The sequence below is a fragment of the Streptomyces sp. NPDC002669 genome (assembly GCF_042889165.1).
Taxonomy (GTDB): domain Bacteria; phylum Actinomycetota; class Actinomycetes; order Streptomycetales; family Streptomycetaceae; genus Streptomyces.
Genome location: NZ_JBIAQQ010000048.1, coordinates 21,578 through 36,893, shown reverse-complemented (window position 1 = coordinate 36,893; position 15,316 = coordinate 21,578). Strand labels below are relative to the sequence as shown.

Genomic DNA, 15,316 nt, shown 5'->3' with positions numbered 1-15,316 from the left:
CCCCCCCCCCCCCCCCCCCCCCCCCCCCCCCCCCCCCCCCCCCCCCCCCCCCCCCCCCCCCCCCCCCCCCCCCCCCCCCCCCCCCCCCCCCGCGGCTCTGTGGTGCTGCTGGGTTGCTGTGCGGTCAGGCGGACTTCCTGCTGTCCCGCGGATGCACGGCGATGTTCATGGCTCCGGAACGCAGGACCGCCAGCCTCTCGGCCAGCACTTCCTCCAGCTCCTCGCGGGTGCGCCGCTCCATGAGCATGTCCCAATGCGTACGCGCGGGCTTGCCCTTCTTCTCCTCGGGACCATCCCCGTCCACCAGGAGTGCCATGGCGCCGCACGCCTTGCACTCCCACTCCGGCGGAATTTCCGCCTCTACCGAGAACGGCATCTCAAAACGATGTCCGTTCTGGCATGCGTACTCCACCGCCTGGCGCGGGGCCAGATCGATGCCGCGGTCCGTCTCGTAGCTGGTAACCACGAGGCGCGTACCGCGGAGAGCTCGCTCACTCATGAATCGTGCCTCCCGGGCTTGTCGCCCACAGGACAGGTGTCGCTGTCGTCGTCATCCGGTCAACGTCCGGTCGGCGGTAAAGATTCCCGTTGCCGGTCTGCGTCGCCCGTCGTGCCGCTGCTTTTTCAGGGGTGGGGTACCCACCCATGCCCGGTTTGTCACATCTGGCGGTAGTTGTCACCCAACGGTTCGGCTTCTTCCACTCGCAGTAACGGTCCTCCGGGCAGGCCAAAGGCGTACACTACCGGCCTTTCACTTCAACGTCTAAATCCGTTCCGGCACGGGATTGCCCGCGGCCGCCACGGCACGCCGGACCGGCACCCTCGCGAGCAGTACGGAACCGATCGCGAAGAAGGCCACCAGTGAGACGATCGCGTCCCGATAACTGCCGGTCAGCTGGTATGCGAGCCCGAACACCAGCGGCCCCAGCCAGCTCAGGCCGCGGTCGCTCATCTCGTACGCGGAGAAGTACTCGGCCTCCTTGCCGCGCGGCACCAGATGGGAGAACAGCGAGCGCGACAGGGCCTGGCTGCCGCCGAGCACCAGACCGATCGCCGCGGCCAGCGCGTAGAAGAAGGCGGGTTCGCCGGCCGGCAGGAAATAACCGGCGAGCAGGATCAGCGTCCAGACCACGAGCGAGCCGAGGATCGTGCGCTTCGCGCCGTACGTCCGGGCCAGCCGCCCCATCCCCAGCGCCCCGGCCACCGCGAGCACCTGCACCAGCAGCACCGCCGTGATCAGCGTCGTCTGGTCGAGGCCCAGCTCCTCCGAGCCGTACACCGACGCCTGGGAGATCACCGTCTGGACCCCGTCGTTGTACACGAGGTACGCCAGCAGGAAGGAGAGCGTCAGCGGATGGCGGCGCATGTCGCGCAGGGTGGCCAGGAGCTGCCGCCACCCCGAGCCGACCGCCCCCTCGCCGCTCGGCGCGACCTTCCGGTCGCGCAGTCTGCGCAGGGGCACGAGCGTGAAGGCGCCCCACCAGACACCGGCCGAGGCCAGGCAGATCCGCACCGAGTCGGACTCGGAGAGGCCGAACGAGTCGTGGCCCGTGTACAGCACCAGGTTCAGGACCAGGACGAACGCGCCCGAGGTGTATCCGAAGGCCCAGCCCCGCGAGGAGACCGCGTCCCGTTCGTCGGGCTCGGCGATCTGCGGCAGATAGGCGTTGTAGAGCACCATCGACACCGAGACCGACGCGTTCGCCACGATCAGCAGGAAGGCGCCCAGCAGATAGCGCTGGCCGTCCAGGAAGAACATGCCGGTGGTCGCGGCGGCCCCCACGTAGGCGGCGGCCGCGAGCAGCGGCTTCTTCCGGCCCGTGCGGTCCGCCGCGGCTCCCGCGATCGGCATCAGGATCACCGCGATCACGACGGACACGGAGATCGCGTAGGGGAACAGCGAACCGGCGCGCACCGGGATGCCGAGCGGATGCACGAAGCCGTCGGCGTCGGCGGACGCCTTGGCTATCGAGGTGAGATAGGGGCCGATGAACACCGTCAGCACGCTCGTCGAGTAGACCGAGCAGGCGAAGTCGTAGAAATACCAGCCGCGTTGTTCGCGTCTGCGGCTCGCGGCGCCGTCGGACCCCTCGGTCGGTCCGGTCGGCTCGGCGGTGTCCGCGGTCTCGGCGTTCAAGCCGCAACCCCCTCATCTCTCCCCGTGAAGACCCCGCGCGGCGACATCAGGCCCAGGCTCCCCGTTCGCTCAACACCGCGCGCAGCGTCTCGATGTGATCGGTCATGATGCCATCCACGCCGAGGTCGAGGAGCGCCGCCATCCGTTCCGGTTCGTTCACGGTCCATACGTGCACCTGGAGCCCGCGCGCGTGCGCCTCGCGCACGAAACGGCGGTCGACCACCCGGACCCCGTTCTGGCTCTCCGGCACCTGGGCGCACACCGCCCCCGCCCGCAGCGCCGCCGGTATGCCGTACGAGCGCAGCCGCAGCCCCAGCACGCCGCGGACGCCGTAGGAGGTGGCCAGCCGGGGGCCCGCCAGCCGGTGGGCCCTGGCGACCCTGGCCTCCGAGAACGAGCCGACGCACACCCGGTCCCAGGCGCCGGTCCGGCGGATCAGCCCGATCAGCGGCTCCAGGGCGGACCCGGCCTTGATGTCCACGTTCCACCGGGCCCCGGGAAACTCCTCCAGCAGCTCCTCGAAGAGCGGCAGCGGCTCCCGGCCCGCCACCCGGGCCCGGGCCACCTCGCTCCACGGCAGTTCGGCGATCCGGCCGCGGGCGTCCGTCACCCGGTCCAGGGTGGCGTCGTGGAAGGCCACCAGACGGCCGTCCGACGTGGTGTGCACATCGGTCTCGAAATAGCGGTACCCGGCTTCGGCGGCCCGGCGGAACGCGGCCGCGGTGTTCTCGATCCCGTCCGCCGCACCGCCTCGGTGGGCGAAGGGAATCGTCGCGGGGTGGTCCAGATAGGGGTGGCGTACGGAGGTCACTGCGGAAGTATGGCCTGCCCCGGTGGCCGGTCGGTGACGGCCCCGTCTCCGACGGCCGGCGCGGACGCGACGGATGTCCCGGCGCCTTCCCCGGCCGGTGCCCCGCCGACCTCGAACAGACGCAGGAAGAGCTGGGCGAGCGGGCCGATGGCCAGGGCGTACAGGACCGTGCCCACCCCGAGCGAACCGCCGAGCAGGAAGCCGGTCACCACGACCGCCACCTCCAGCAGGGTGCGCACGAGCCGCACGGAGCGGCCGGTGCGCCGGTGCAGCCCGGTCATGAGCCCGTCGCGCGGCCCCGGGCCGAAGCGCGCCGCGATGTACAGGCCCGTCGCGATCCCGTTGACGACGACCCCCGCGACCAGCACGGCGCTGCGCACCACGAGACCGTCCGGCGCGGGCACGAGCGCGAGCGTGCCGTCCATGGCCACGCCGACGGCGAAGACGTTGGAGACGGTGCCCAGTCCGGGCCGCTGCCGCAGCGGTATCCACAGCAGCAGGACGACGGCGCCGACGACGATCGAGACGACCCCGATGGACAGCCCGGTGCGTCCGGCCAGCCCCTGGTGCAGCACGCCCCAGGGTTCCAGGCCCAGACCGGCCCGTACCAGGAGCGCGGAACTGGCCCCGTACAGCGCGAGCCCGACGTACAGCTGGATCAGCCGGCGGGTGAGGAGGGCCCCGCGAGGAGCCGTGGTGGCGGACAAGGAGGCCCCCTGGTGTGGTGGATGTGGACTGCCGCATGTCACTCTGTGGCAGGGGATTGGCGGCCAACCATGGCCAATCCGAGGAAGGTGGACTGATTTCCATGGCTCAGTGGACTTCGGCGGTGGGTGCGGCTCAGCTCGCCCGGCAGCTCCAGGCGCAGCAGTCCCGGCCCGCCGGGCCGGGCACCCGTCGCCCGCCCGCCTATCGTGCACTGGCCGACGGCATCCGTCTCCTGGTCCTGGAGGGCCGGGTGCCGGTCGCCGCCCGGCTGCCCGCCGAGCGCGAACTGGCGCTCGCGCTGTCCGTCAGCCGCACCACCGTCGCCGCCGCCTACGAGGCGTTGCGGAGCGAGGGGTTCCTGGAGTCCCGGCGGGGGGCCGGCAGCTGGACCGCCGTGCCCGCGGGCAACCCGCTGCCCGCGCGCGGCCTGGAGCCGCTGCCCCCGGAGTCGCTCGGTTCGATGATCGACCTGGGCTGCGCCTCGCTGCCCGCGCCCGAACCCTGGCTGACCCGGGCCGTGCAGGGCGCCATCGAGGAGCTCGCGCCGTACGCCCACACCCACGGCGACTACCCGGCCGGACTGCCCGCCCTGCGGCAGATGATCGCCGACCGGTACACCGGGCACGGCATCCCGACCATGCCCGAACAGATCATGGTCACCACCGGGGCGATGGGCGCGATCGACGCGATCTGCCACCTCTTCGCGGGCCGCGGCGAGCGGATCGCGGTGGAGTCCCCCAGCTACGCCAACATCCTGCAGCTGATGCGCGAGACGGGCGCCCGGCTGGTGCCGGTGGCGATGGAGGAGGGGCTCGGCGGCTGGGACATGAACCGGTGGCGGCAGGTGCTGCGGGACGCGGCGCCGCGGCTCGCCTACGTCGTCGCCGACTTCCACAACCCGACCGGCGCGCTCGCCGACGAGGACCGGCGGCGGGAGCTGGTGGACGCCGCCCGTTCCGCGGGCACGGTCCTGGTCGTCGACGAGACGATGAACGAGCTCCGCCTCGACGACGACGTGCGGATGCCGCGCCGGGTCTGCGCCTTCGACCCGGCGGGCTCCACCGTGCTCACCGTCGGATCGGCCAGCAAGGCGTTCTGGGCGGGCATGCGGATCGGCTGGGTGCGCGCCGCCCCGGACGTGATCCGCAGCCTGGTGGCCGCCCGTGCCTACGCCGACATGGGGACGCCCGTCCTGGAACAGCTCGCGGTCAACTGGCTGATGCGCACCGGCGGCTGGGAGGAGGCCGTCCGGCTGAGGCGCGAGCAGGCGCGGGAGAACCGGGACTCGCTCGTCGCCGCGGTCCGCCGGGAACTGCCCGACTGGGAGTTCTCCGTGCCGAGCGGCGGCCTCACGCTCTGGGTGCGCACCGGCGGCCTCTCCGGTTCCCGGCTCGCGGTGGCCGGCGAGCAGGTCGGCATCCGGGTCCCCTCCGGCCCCCGCTTCGGGGTCGACGGCGCCTTCGAGGGGTATGTGCGGCTGCCGTTCACGGTCACCGGACCGGTGGCGGACGAGGCGGCGGTACGGCTCGCGGCGGCCGCGCGGCTGGTGGGGTCGGGCGGGGGCGCGGGGGTCGAGACGCCGCGGACGTTCGTCGCCTGACCGGGACGGGGCCGGGCGGGGCCGGTTCGGCGACCGGGCCCGCCCGGTCCGGTCAGTCGACCGCCTCGACGGCCACGGCGGCGGTCATGGTGCGCGGCAGCACGGGTTCCGGGACGCCCTCCGGGACGCCGGTCCCGGCGTCCGCCGCGTCCGCTCCGGCCGGTGCGGACGCGGCGGCCAGGCCCTGCGGCTCGGGAAGCAGACAGAGCACCGACTGCCGTTGCGCCTCGCCGGTCGCCTCGTCGTAGGGGTCGGGCGTGGCGGGCACCTGGAGCCGGAGCACCGGACCGGTGCCGAGCCGGGCGTAGCCGCGGCCGGCCGGGACGCCGGGGGGCGGGGTGGTGGGGGGTTCGGAGCCGAGCACCGCCCCGATCTGCTCGGGGGAGCAGTGGCCGAGCACCACCCGGGCCCGGGTGTGGGTCAGGACGGTCTCGCCGAGGGAGTCCAGGCCGTCGAACTGGTCGGCCAGCACCACGGTGACGTTGGCGGCCCTGCCGTGCCGCAGCGGCACCTGGAGCAGATCCCGCGGGTCGGGCCGGTTCTCGGCGGCGGCCAGGTGGCCGAGGACGCCGGGCCGGTCCAGCAGGATCCACAGCGGGCGCCTGACGTCGTCGGGGGCGGGGTGGCCGGCCTGCCGGGCCCGGTTCGCGGCGAGCAGCCGCCGTTCCGTCTCGTGGACCGCCCACTCCAGGATCGCCGACGCCCCGGCCGGGCCGCACTCCAGGGCCAGCACGCCGTCACGGCCGGCCAGGAAGGCGTACTCGCCCGTCCCGCCGCCCTCGACGATCAGGACGTCGCCGTGCTGGAGCGCCTGGAGGGCGATGGAGCGCATCAGGGTCGTGGTGCCGCTGCCGGGCTGTCCGACGACCAGCAGGTGCGGCTCGGTGGAGCGGGCGCCCGTCCGCCAGACGACCGGCGGGGCGTCGCGCATCGTGTCACCGTCCTGCACGGGGACCGTGCGCTGCACCGCGCCGTCGTCGGTGAAGCCCAGCACGGTCTCGCCGGGCGCGGTCACGAACCGCTGGGCGCAGATCGAGGTGGGCAGGGGGGCGAGGACCTCCATGACGAGCCGGTTCGCCTCCTCGTCCCAGACGAAGCGGTACTCGCGGCCGCGGCCGGACTTGGTGTGCAGCAGCTGCTCGATCCGGGCCCGGGAGGCGGCCTCGCTGTCGGTGAAGTGGGCGGGGTACGTCACCTGGAGGCGGGTCAGCCGTCCGTTGTCGTCGAACCGGTACTCGTCGAGGACCTTCGCCCAGTCGCCGCCGTGGGTGAACAGCGGGTCGGGGTCGTCGGCCGTGGAGAAGTACGGCACGAGCGCCTCGTACAGGGACCGGAGCCGCGCGGTCTCCGCCTCGTCGGGACCGGTCTTCACGGGGGTCCGCTCCCGCCCCGCCCAGGCGGCGGCGCCCATCACCGTGACCAGGGCGATCAGCCCCCCGTACGGCATGAGCGCGAACGCCAGGACGCAGGCCGCGACGAGGAACAGCGTGGGACCACGCCGGTCCTTGGGCGTCGCGGCCCACCTCTGCCGTCCGGTGCCGACCAGCAGCCGCAGGCCACGGGCGACCGTGAACAGCGGATGGAGGACGTCGGTGGCGTTGTCGGCGGCCGTGCGCGCGAACTCGCGACTGCGAGTGATCGAGGCGCTGCCGCTGCTCAGAATGCGGGGAAGTGGTCGCCGGGCCACGTCATCTCTCCTGAAGGGATGGGAGCGGTCGAGGAGGGTCAGAACTTGATCCCGCCCAGGAGGCCGGCGAGGCTCGCGCCGCCCGCGGTGATGCTCGGTGCGATGGCGGTGCCCGCCAGGTAGAAGCCGAACAGGGCGGTGACGAGGGCGTGGGACGCCTTGAGGCCGTCCTTCCTGAAGAACAGGAAGACGATGATGCCGAGAATGACGACGCCTGACATGGACAGGATCATGAGTGGTTCTCCTGGTTGGGGGGATGGTCACCATGAGTCCTTCCAGGTTCACCGGAAGTATCCATGCGATAAAAGCTGCAATCGGGTGAAAAGTCGTTATTTTCACTTGAACGGCCGCAAGGTGGTTCCGGGGAAGCGGAATGCGTGGCAGGAGTGGCGCGTTCGATTTCTCGTCCCGGGTGGGACGGTCCGTCCGGCCGGACGGGCAGTACCCTGTCGGTTCATTCGCACGGCCTTCGCGGCGTGCGTGCAGGCGGTTCGGCGGCAGTCGGGACCGGAAAACGGAAGGCGGCCCCTCTGATGAGCGAAACCCCCGATCCCGAGGTGATCGAGCTGGCGACGAAGGTCTTCGACCTCGCCCGCCGCGGCGAGACGGAGGCGCTCGCCGCGTACGTCGACGCCGGCGTGCCCGCCAACCTCACCAACGACCGCGGGGACTCGCTGCTGATGCTCGCCGCGTACCACGGGCACGCCGCCGCGGTCACGGCCCTCGTCGGCCGCGGGGCCGACCCGGACCGGGCCAACGACCGGGGGCAGACGCCGCTCGCGGGCGCGGTCTTCAAGGGCGAGGACGCGGTGATCGAGGCCCTGCTCGCGGCGGGGGCCGATCCGGCCGCCGGAACGCCCTCCGCCCTGGACACGGCCCGCATGTTCGGCAAGGCCGACCTGCTGGAACTCTTCGGCTCCCGCTGACCGGGTACGTCGTAAATGTGGTCGCGGTGGCGAAATGGCTGGGTCATCATGACGTCGCGGGCCCTGGTTCGGGCCACCGACGAGAGGCAGAGGAAGATGGTCTACACCAAGCAGAAGACGGCGGTCGGCCGATCATGTCGCTGCGCGGCGTAGTGCCCACCCGGCACTTGGAACTGCACAGTCCCGGTTGCGTCGACAGCTTGATGTGAGGCTCTTTCCATGTTCGATCCGTTCATAGCGCCGAGCGGCACCCTGCTCGGCCTGCTGCAGAGAGGCCGCGGCGACGGCACGCTCCACGCGCTCGCCGCCCCGCGCCCCGAGGCCCTGGCGGCCCTCAACCACTGCGTCCTGAGCGACCCGCGTCACGACTGGCAGGTGGAGAACCGCTCCCTCTACTACGCACGCCTGTACCTCGACCTCGACGGCGGCATCGAGGAGATCGAACGGCACCTGTGCGGTCCCGACGACCACCTCGACACCGACGACTCGCGCACCGGCCTGGCCCTCTCCGTGCTCGGCCACCTCGCCTCGTACGGACGCGAGGACGCCCTGGCCCTGCTGCGGCGGTACGCCGCGACCGGCGCCAACTGGGCCTGGGCCCTGGACGAGCTGGCCCTGCGCGACGACGACGCGGGGCTCCGCGCCCTCGCCGTGCCCGTCCTCGGCAGGTTCCCGGACACCGGGGAGGGCGCCGCCGAACTGGCCGCCACCGTGCGGGACGCCTACGAGCCCCGCCCCTGGCGGCTCTGGGCGGACGACCCGCGCGAGGAGGTCGGCGGCCGGGTCAGGGCCGCGTCGGAACGGGGCTCGTTCGACCGCTGGCAGCGCCAGATGCGACCCGGTGGCCCCCGCCCCGGCTGGAGCGTCCAGGCCGTCTTCGACTGGGCCCAGCAGGGACACGAGCGCGGCAGCGTCCTGCACGTGCCCGCCGCCCGCTGCCTCAACGCGGTCGCGGGCCCCGAGGACCGGCCCGCGATCGTCGAGGCCGCCCGCAGCGGCCCCGACGGCGCGCGCTGCGCCGCCCTGCACTACCTGGCGGAGGCCAGGGATCCGGCCGTGCTCGATCTGATCGAGACCGGGGCGGCGAGTGCCTCGCACACCGTCGCCGAGGCATCCGTCGCCGCCTTCGAGCGGATGTGCGGCGAGGCGGCCGTGGACCGGGCCCGGCGCTGGGCCCGGCGGCCCGACGCGCTCGGCGCCTCCGCCGCCGGAGTGCTCGCCTGCCGGGGCGGAGCCCAGGACGCCCCCCTGGTCCTCGGCGCGCTCCGCGATGCCGTGCGGGGCGAGGGGCCGGACACCCCGCGGCTGTGGACCCTCGTCGACGGCGCGGGCCGGCTCGGCATCGCCTGTGCCGCCCCCGTGCTGCGGCACGTCTACCGGGAGACGTCCTCGTCGCACCTGCGCGGCCGGGCGGCCCGCGCCCTGGCCGCCACCGACCCCTCCTTCGCCACCGGCTTCGCCGTCGAATGCCTGTGGGACTGCGAGGAGACCACCCGGGAGGTCGCCGCACTCCACGCGGAGACCGGCGACATCAAGGTCGCCGAACGCCTGCGCCGCCTCGCCGCGGATCCGGCCGAGGAGGCCGAGGTGCAGACGGCGGTCCGCAGCCGGATCGGCCCCGACGCCCCCGCGGTCTGACCGCGCGGGGCGCGGCCCCGGCACCCGCGCACACACCCCGCCGCACGGGCCCGGCGCCCGGACGGACACCCCGTCGAACCGGGCCGATGCCCGGCCGAGCGCTCCGCCGTACTGATTCGATGCCTGGCTGCACACCCCGCCGCATCGGGTCGGCACCCGGACGCGCCCCCCGCCGTACGGGCCGACCGCGCCCCGGCCCCGCCGCGCCGCCCGGCCCCCGGCCCGCCCCGCGGGCCACCATGGAGGGATGAGCGGACGCTGGGATTTCTGGATCGACCGGGGCGGCACGTTCACCGACGTCGTGGGCCGGGCCCCGGACGGACGGCTGGTCACCCGCAAACTCCTCTCCCACGACCCGGACCGCTACCGCGACGCCGGCGTGGCCGGGATCAGGGCGCTGCTGGGCCTCGGCCCCGGCGAACCGGTCCCCGCCGACCGGGTGGACACGGTACGGATCGGCACGACGGTCGCCACCAACGCCCTGCTGGAACGGCACGGCGAGCCGACCGTCCTGGTCATCACGCGGGGCTTCCGCGACGCCCTGCGCATCGCGTACCAGAACCGGCCGAAGCTCTTCGACCGCCGCATCCTGCTGCCCGAGGCCCTCTACGAGCAGGTGATCGAGGTGCCCGAACGGGTCGACGCCCGGGGCCGGGTCGTGACCCCGCTGGACCCGGACGCCCTGACCACGCCCCTGGCCGCCGCACGGGCCGACGGACTGAGCGCCGCCGCCGTGGTCCTGATGCACGGCTACCGCCACCCCGCGCACGAACGCGCCGTGGCCGACGCGGCCCGCGCCGCGGGCTTCACCCGGATCAGCTGCTCGCACGAGGTGAGCCCGCTGATCAAACTCGTACCGCGCGGCGACACCACCGTCGTCGACGCCTACCTGTCGCCGATCCTGCGCCGGTACGTCGAGGGGATCGCCGAGGAACTCGACGGCATCCGGCTGATGTTCATGCAGTCCAACGGCGGGCTGCGCGAGGCCGCCCACTTCCGGGGGAAGGACGCGGTGCTCTCCGGACCCGCCGGCGGCGTGGTCGGCATGGCCCGCACCTCCGGACAGGCCGGCTTCGACCGTGTCATCGGCTTCGACATGGGCGGCACGTCCACCGACGTGTCGCACTACGCGGGGGCGTTCGAACGCGAACTGGGCACCCAGGTGGCCGGTGTCCGGATGCGCGCCCCCATGATGAGCATCCACACCGTCGCGGCCGGCGGCGGCTCCGTCCTGCACTTCGACGGCCGGCGCTACCGGGTCGGCCCCGACTCGGCGGGCGCGGTCCCCGGCCCGGCCTGCTACCGCCGCGGCGGACCGCTGACCGTCACCGACGCCAACGTGATGCTCGGCCGCATCCAGCCCGCGTACTTCCCGGCCGTCTTCGGACCGGACGGCGACCAGCCGCTCGACACCGGCCTCGTGCGCGAACGCTTCGACGCGCTCGCCGACGAGATCGCGCACGCCACCGGGACCCGGCCCACCGCAGCCGGGGTCGCCGCCGGATTCCTGGAGATCGCCGTGCTCAACATGGCGAACGCGGTCAAGCGGATCTCCGTGCAGCGCGGACACGACATCACCCGCTACGCCCTCACCGGCTTCGGCGGCGCCGGCGGCCAGCACGTCTGCGCCGTCGCCGACTCCCTGGGCATCGACACGGTCCTGGTGCCCCCGCTCGCCGGTGTGCTCTCCGCGTACGGCATCGGCCTCGCCGACGCCACCGCCATGCGCGAACGGTCCGTGGAGGCGGAACTGAACCCGACGACCCGCGAGGAGGTGGGCGAGCTCTGCGCCGAACTGGCCGCCCGCACCCGCGCCGAACTGCGCGCCGACGCCATCCCCGACAGCGCGATCAGCACCCGCGCCCGGGTGCTCCTGCGCTACGCCGGTACGGACGCGAGCCTGCCCGTCGACCTGGACACCGCCCCCGCCATGGCCGAGGCGTTCACCGCCGAGCACCGCGCCCGCTACTCGTTCACCATGGACAAGCCCCTGGTCGTCGAGGCGGTCTCGGTCGAGGCGACCGGAACGGCGGGCAGGCACCGGCCGCGGCCGGCCGGCCGCCCGCGCCGGGACGGCGCAGCACCGCGACCGCACGACACCGTGCGGATGTTCGCCGACGGACACTGGCACGACACCCCCCTCCACCGCCGCGACGAGCTGCGCCCCCGGGACACCGTGACCGGCCCCGCCGTGATCACCGAGGCGGACGCCACCACCGTCGTCGCCCCGGGCTGGCGGGCCTCGCTCGCCGACACCGGCCACCTGCTGCTCACCCGGGCGGTCCCGCGACCGGAGCGCACGGCCGTCGGCACCCGGGTCGACCCCGTCATGCTGGAGGTCTTCAACAACCTCTTCATGTCGATCGCCGAACAGATGGGTGTGCGTCTGGAGAACACGGCCCACTCCGTGAACATCAAGGAACGGCTGGACTTCTCCTGCGCGCTCTTCGACGCGGACGGCAACCTGATCGCCAACGCCCCGCACATCCCGGTCCACCTCGGCTCGATGGGGGAGTCCATCAAGGAGGTGCTGCGCCGCAACACCGGGTCGATGCGGCCCGGGGACGTGTACGCCGTCAACGACCCCTACCACGGCGGCACCCATCTGCCCGACGTCACCGTCGTGACACCGGTCTTCGACGACCGGGACGGCGGCGGGAAGCCGGTCTTCCTCGTGGCCTCGCGCGGACACCACGCCGAGATCGGCGGCATCACCCCCGGCTCCATGCCCGCCTTCAGCCGCACCGTCGACGAGGAAGGTGTGCTGTTCGACAACTGGCTGCTGGTACGGGACGGCAGGTTCCGCGAGGCCGAGACGCGCGAACTGCTCACCGCCGCCGCCCACCCCTCCCGCGACCCCGACACCAACATCGCCGACCTGCGCGCCCAGATCGCCGCCAACGAGAAGGGCATCGCCGAACTCCGGCGCATGGTCGACCAGTTCGGACGCGAGACCGTCGCCGCGTACATGGGCCACGTGCAGGACAACGCCGAGGAGTCCGTCCGCCGGATCGTCGCCGAACTGCACGACGGCTCCTACCGCTACGAGACCGACAGCGGCGCGGTCATCGAGGTCTCCCTCACCGTGGACCGGGCCGCCCGCGGCGCGGTCATCGACTTCACCGGCACGTCACCGCAGCGGCCGGACAACTTCAACGCGCCGAAGTCCGTGGTCATGGCGTCCGTGCTGTACGTCTTCCGGACCTTGGTCGACGACGACATCCCGCTCAACAGCGGCTGTCTCAAGCCCCTGGAGGTGAGGATCCCGGAGGGCTCCATGCTCGCCCCCGCCCACCCCGCGGCCACCGTCGCGGGGAACGTGGAGACGTCCCAGGCCGTCACCGGCGCCCTGTACGCCGCCCTCGGCATCCAGGCCGAGGGCTCGGGCACCATGAACAACCTCACCTTCGGCAACGAACGGGTCCAGTACTACGAGACCGTGGCGAGCGGTTCGGGCGCGGGCGAGGACTTCGACGGGGCCGACGCCGTGCAGACCCACATGACCAACTCCCGCCTCACCGACCCCGAGGTCCTCGAATGGCGCTACCCCGTGCTGCTGGAGGGCTTCCAGGTGCGGGAGGGCAGCGGGGGCGTCGGCCGACGGCACGGCGGCTGCGGCGTGGAGCGGCGGATCCGCTTCCTGGAACCCGTCACCGTGGCCCTGCTCTCCGGCCACCGCAGGGTCCGCCCCTACGGCATGGCGGGCGGCGGACCGGGCGCCCTGGGGGACCAGTGCGTCGAGCACCCGGACGGCCGCCCGCCCACCCCGCTGCGCGGCTGCGACACGGCCGACCTGGAACCGGGCGACGTACTGGTGCTCCGCACCCCCGGCGGCGGGGGGTACGGCACCCCGGAACCCGACCGCGACGCCCCTGCGCCCGAACGCCCCGGCGAACGGCCGTGAACGCGCCGCGGGGCTTCGCGCGACGGCGCCGACCACCCCGCCGGAGCCCTGCGCGACGGCGGTGACGGCGGCCGCCGGGCCACCGGGCGACGGCCCCGGGCGGAGGTCGCTTCTGCGCCGTTTCGACCGGTGTCACTGTGAGGACCTAATCTGTGCACCGTGACTTCGCCTGCCTACACGGACAACGCTGCGCCCCAGCTCAGCGCGGGGCCGCGACCCGCCCCGGGCCCGGCCGCCGACGAGGGGCTCGCGCGGCGGCTGCGCGCGCTCGCCTGCACGGCGCCGCTGCACGACCTCGATGTGCGCAAGGCGAATCTGGCCGGGGAGTACACGGTCTACGCGATGGCCGAGGTGGCGCTCGCCGCGATCGACCTCGTGACGCTCAACATGGACTTCGACACCGGCGCCGACCACGACCAGATAGTGGCCAGGCTCCTTCCCCGCGTCGCCGCCCAGGCCCCGGACCGCCCGGCCGCCGAGCACGAGCGGGTGGCCCGCTGGGTGCTGGAGAACCTGATCAACGTCGGCAGCGTGGACCGCGGATTCCGCGCCGTGTACGGCACCTTCGGCGCCGACGGCCTCTACACCCGCCGCGACTACGACTTCAAACTGATCGAGGAGGTGCCGGGCCACGGCGGCGCGGTCTACCTCCGCACCACCGACGAGGCCGTCAACGTCCTGGTCGGAGCCCTCGACACGGACGTCACCAGCGCCCAGATCGCCGCCGAGGTCAAGCTGGAGGTCCTCATCAGCCGGGGCCGCCTCGCGGACGCGCAGCTCGCCGCCGAACAGGCCCGCTACCGCACCGTCCAGTACGCGGAGACCCTCCGCAAGACACTGGAGGCCACCCGGCGCAACGTCCGGGCGGTCGACTGGCTCAACGCGGTGCCCGACATGATCGCCGAGGCGCTGGACCACGTGGCCGACCGCTACCGCCACGAGAACGCGATCCTCACCAACATCCGCAAGGCCCGCGACGAGGCCGAGGAGCCCGAGCACAAGAGGCGCGCCGCCGAACTCGTCGACATCGTCAAGGACTGCATCCGCCGCCACACCCAGCTCCAGTCCCGACTGCTGGAGGCCGGCCCGCTCTTCCGCGCCGAACAGGACCGGCAGGCGTTCGCCACCCCCGCCGCCCGCACCGGCCTCGACCTCTACGGCCAGCTCGTCGCCCCGCTGCTGCCGCTCCCCGTGGAACGGGCCATCCGCGTCACCGACGCCTTCTTCGCCCGCGGCACCGGGCTGCGCACCCCCTCCTCGGTACGGATGGGTGACCTCGTCGACCTGCTGCTCACCCCGCCCCTGGAGCGGGAGCACCTGGGCGCCGAGATGCCCGAACCCGATCTGATCGCCACCCCGGACGACAGCCGGTTCAGCGAGGAGCAGCTCGCGAGCGCCATGGAGCTCCTCGACCTGGAGCACGACGCCCCGAGACGGCTCTCCGGACTCCTGGCCGAGGCCCGCCGCCGCGATCCGGAACTGCCCTACCTGGTCGCCCTGCTCGCGGTGCACGCCGCGAGCCCGCCGGTCGGCACCGCCTACCGGCAGGGGGAGCAGCGGCTGCTGTTCTCCGTGGACGACGGGACGCAGCTCGACGACCCCGAGTTCGGCGGCGCAGACCTGATCGTGGGCACGGCCCTGCTCGACGCGGTCGGAATGGCCGCGGACCGCTCGGAGGCGTCATGACCGGCGCGGCGCGCCCGGCCCGCCACCCGTTCTCCCGGACGGCACCGAGCGGCCCGGGCCGCCCCTGCCCCGTCGGCGGGCACATGACATCCGTCGGCGCGTGCGCCGCCCACCACGCACCGTCCCGGACGTCCACGGCGAGAACCCGCGCCGCCCACCACGTACCGTCCCGGACGTCCATGGCGAGAGCCCGCGCCGCCCACCACGCACCGTCCCGGG

Annotated in this window: 11 protein-coding genes; 5 read left to right on the top strand and 6 right to left on the bottom strand. The window is 73.5% G+C overall.

Annotated features, from left to right (window positions below; genetic code table 11):
• Positions 1-124: 124 nt before the first annotated feature.
• The 4 genes from ACFYW1_RS37525 to ACFYW1_RS37510 all read right to left on the bottom strand — a co-directional run bounded on the left by ACFYW1_RS37525 (position 125) and on the right by ACFYW1_RS37510 (position 3,655).
• Complete coding sequence (locus tag ACFYW1_RS37525) at positions 125-499, bottom strand: RNA polymerase-binding protein RbpA (protein ID WP_007262928.1); 375 nt, start codon at positions 497-499, stop codon at positions 125-127.
• Between the two features lie 264 nt (positions 500-763).
• A complete protein-coding gene (locus ACFYW1_RS37520) occupies positions 764-2,137 on the bottom strand; it encodes an MFS transporter (protein WP_389004057.1) in 1,374 nt (457 codons plus the stop codon).
• A 46-nt stretch (positions 2,138-2,183) separates the two neighbouring features.
• Positions 2,184-2,948, bottom strand: a complete 765-nt coding sequence (locus ACFYW1_RS37515; RefSeq protein ID WP_389004055.1) for a glycerophosphodiester phosphodiesterase family protein — start codon at positions 2,946-2,948, stop codon at positions 2,184-2,186.
• Positions 2,945-3,655 (bottom strand): YitT family protein, encoded by a 711-nt coding sequence (locus tag ACFYW1_RS37510; protein ID WP_389004053.1) that lies wholly within the window; start codon positions 3,653-3,655, stop codon positions 2,945-2,947. Before ACFYW1_RS37510 ends, ACFYW1_RS37515 begins: the two co-directional genes overlap by 4 nt.
• Positions 3,656-3,756: 101 nt before the next feature.
• Between ACFYW1_RS37510 and ACFYW1_RS37505 the strand changes: the two genes are divergently transcribed.
• Positions 3,757-5,256, top strand: a complete 1,500-nt coding sequence (locus ACFYW1_RS37505; RefSeq protein ID WP_389004051.1) for a PLP-dependent aminotransferase family protein — start codon at positions 3,757-3,759, stop codon at positions 5,254-5,256.
• Between the two features lie 52 nt (positions 5,257-5,308).
• Here the strand turns inward: ACFYW1_RS37505 and ACFYW1_RS37500 are convergent, their stop codons facing one another.
• Positions 5,309-6,943, bottom strand: coding sequence for a hypothetical protein (locus tag ACFYW1_RS37500; RefSeq protein WP_389004049.1), 1,635 nt, complete (start codon positions 6,941-6,943; stop codon positions 5,309-5,311).
• A 38-nt stretch (positions 6,944-6,981) separates the two neighbouring features.
• Entirely contained in the window at positions 6,982-7,176 is a 195-nt protein-coding gene (locus ACFYW1_RS37495) for a hypothetical protein (protein WP_018103962.1), read from the bottom strand.
• A gap of 300 nt (positions 7,177-7,476) precedes the next feature.
• Between ACFYW1_RS37495 and ACFYW1_RS37490 the strand changes: the two genes are divergently transcribed.
• The 4 genes from ACFYW1_RS37490 to ACFYW1_RS37475 all read left to right on the top strand — a co-directional run bounded on the left by ACFYW1_RS37490 (position 7,477) and on the right by ACFYW1_RS37475 (position 15,097).
• Positions 7,477-7,869 (top strand): ankyrin repeat domain-containing protein, encoded by a 393-nt coding sequence (locus ACFYW1_RS37490; protein WP_389004046.1) that lies wholly within the window; start codon positions 7,477-7,479, stop codon positions 7,867-7,869.
• 219 nt (positions 7,870-8,088) lie between these two features.
• Positions 8,089-9,507, top strand: coding sequence for a HEAT repeat domain-containing protein (locus ACFYW1_RS37485; protein WP_389004044.1), 1,419 nt, complete (start codon positions 8,089-8,091; stop codon positions 9,505-9,507).
• A gap of 247 nt (positions 9,508-9,754) precedes the next feature.
• Positions 9,755-13,411, top strand: coding sequence for a hydantoinase B/oxoprolinase family protein (locus ACFYW1_RS37480; RefSeq protein WP_389004042.1), 3,657 nt, complete (start codon positions 9,755-9,757; stop codon positions 13,409-13,411).
• A gap of 159 nt (positions 13,412-13,570) precedes the next feature.
• On the top strand, positions 13,571-15,097 hold the full coding sequence (locus ACFYW1_RS37475; protein ID WP_389004040.1) for a hypothetical protein: 1,527 nt from the start codon (positions 13,571-13,573) through the stop codon (positions 15,095-15,097).
• Positions 15,098-15,316 lie beyond the last annotated feature (219 nt).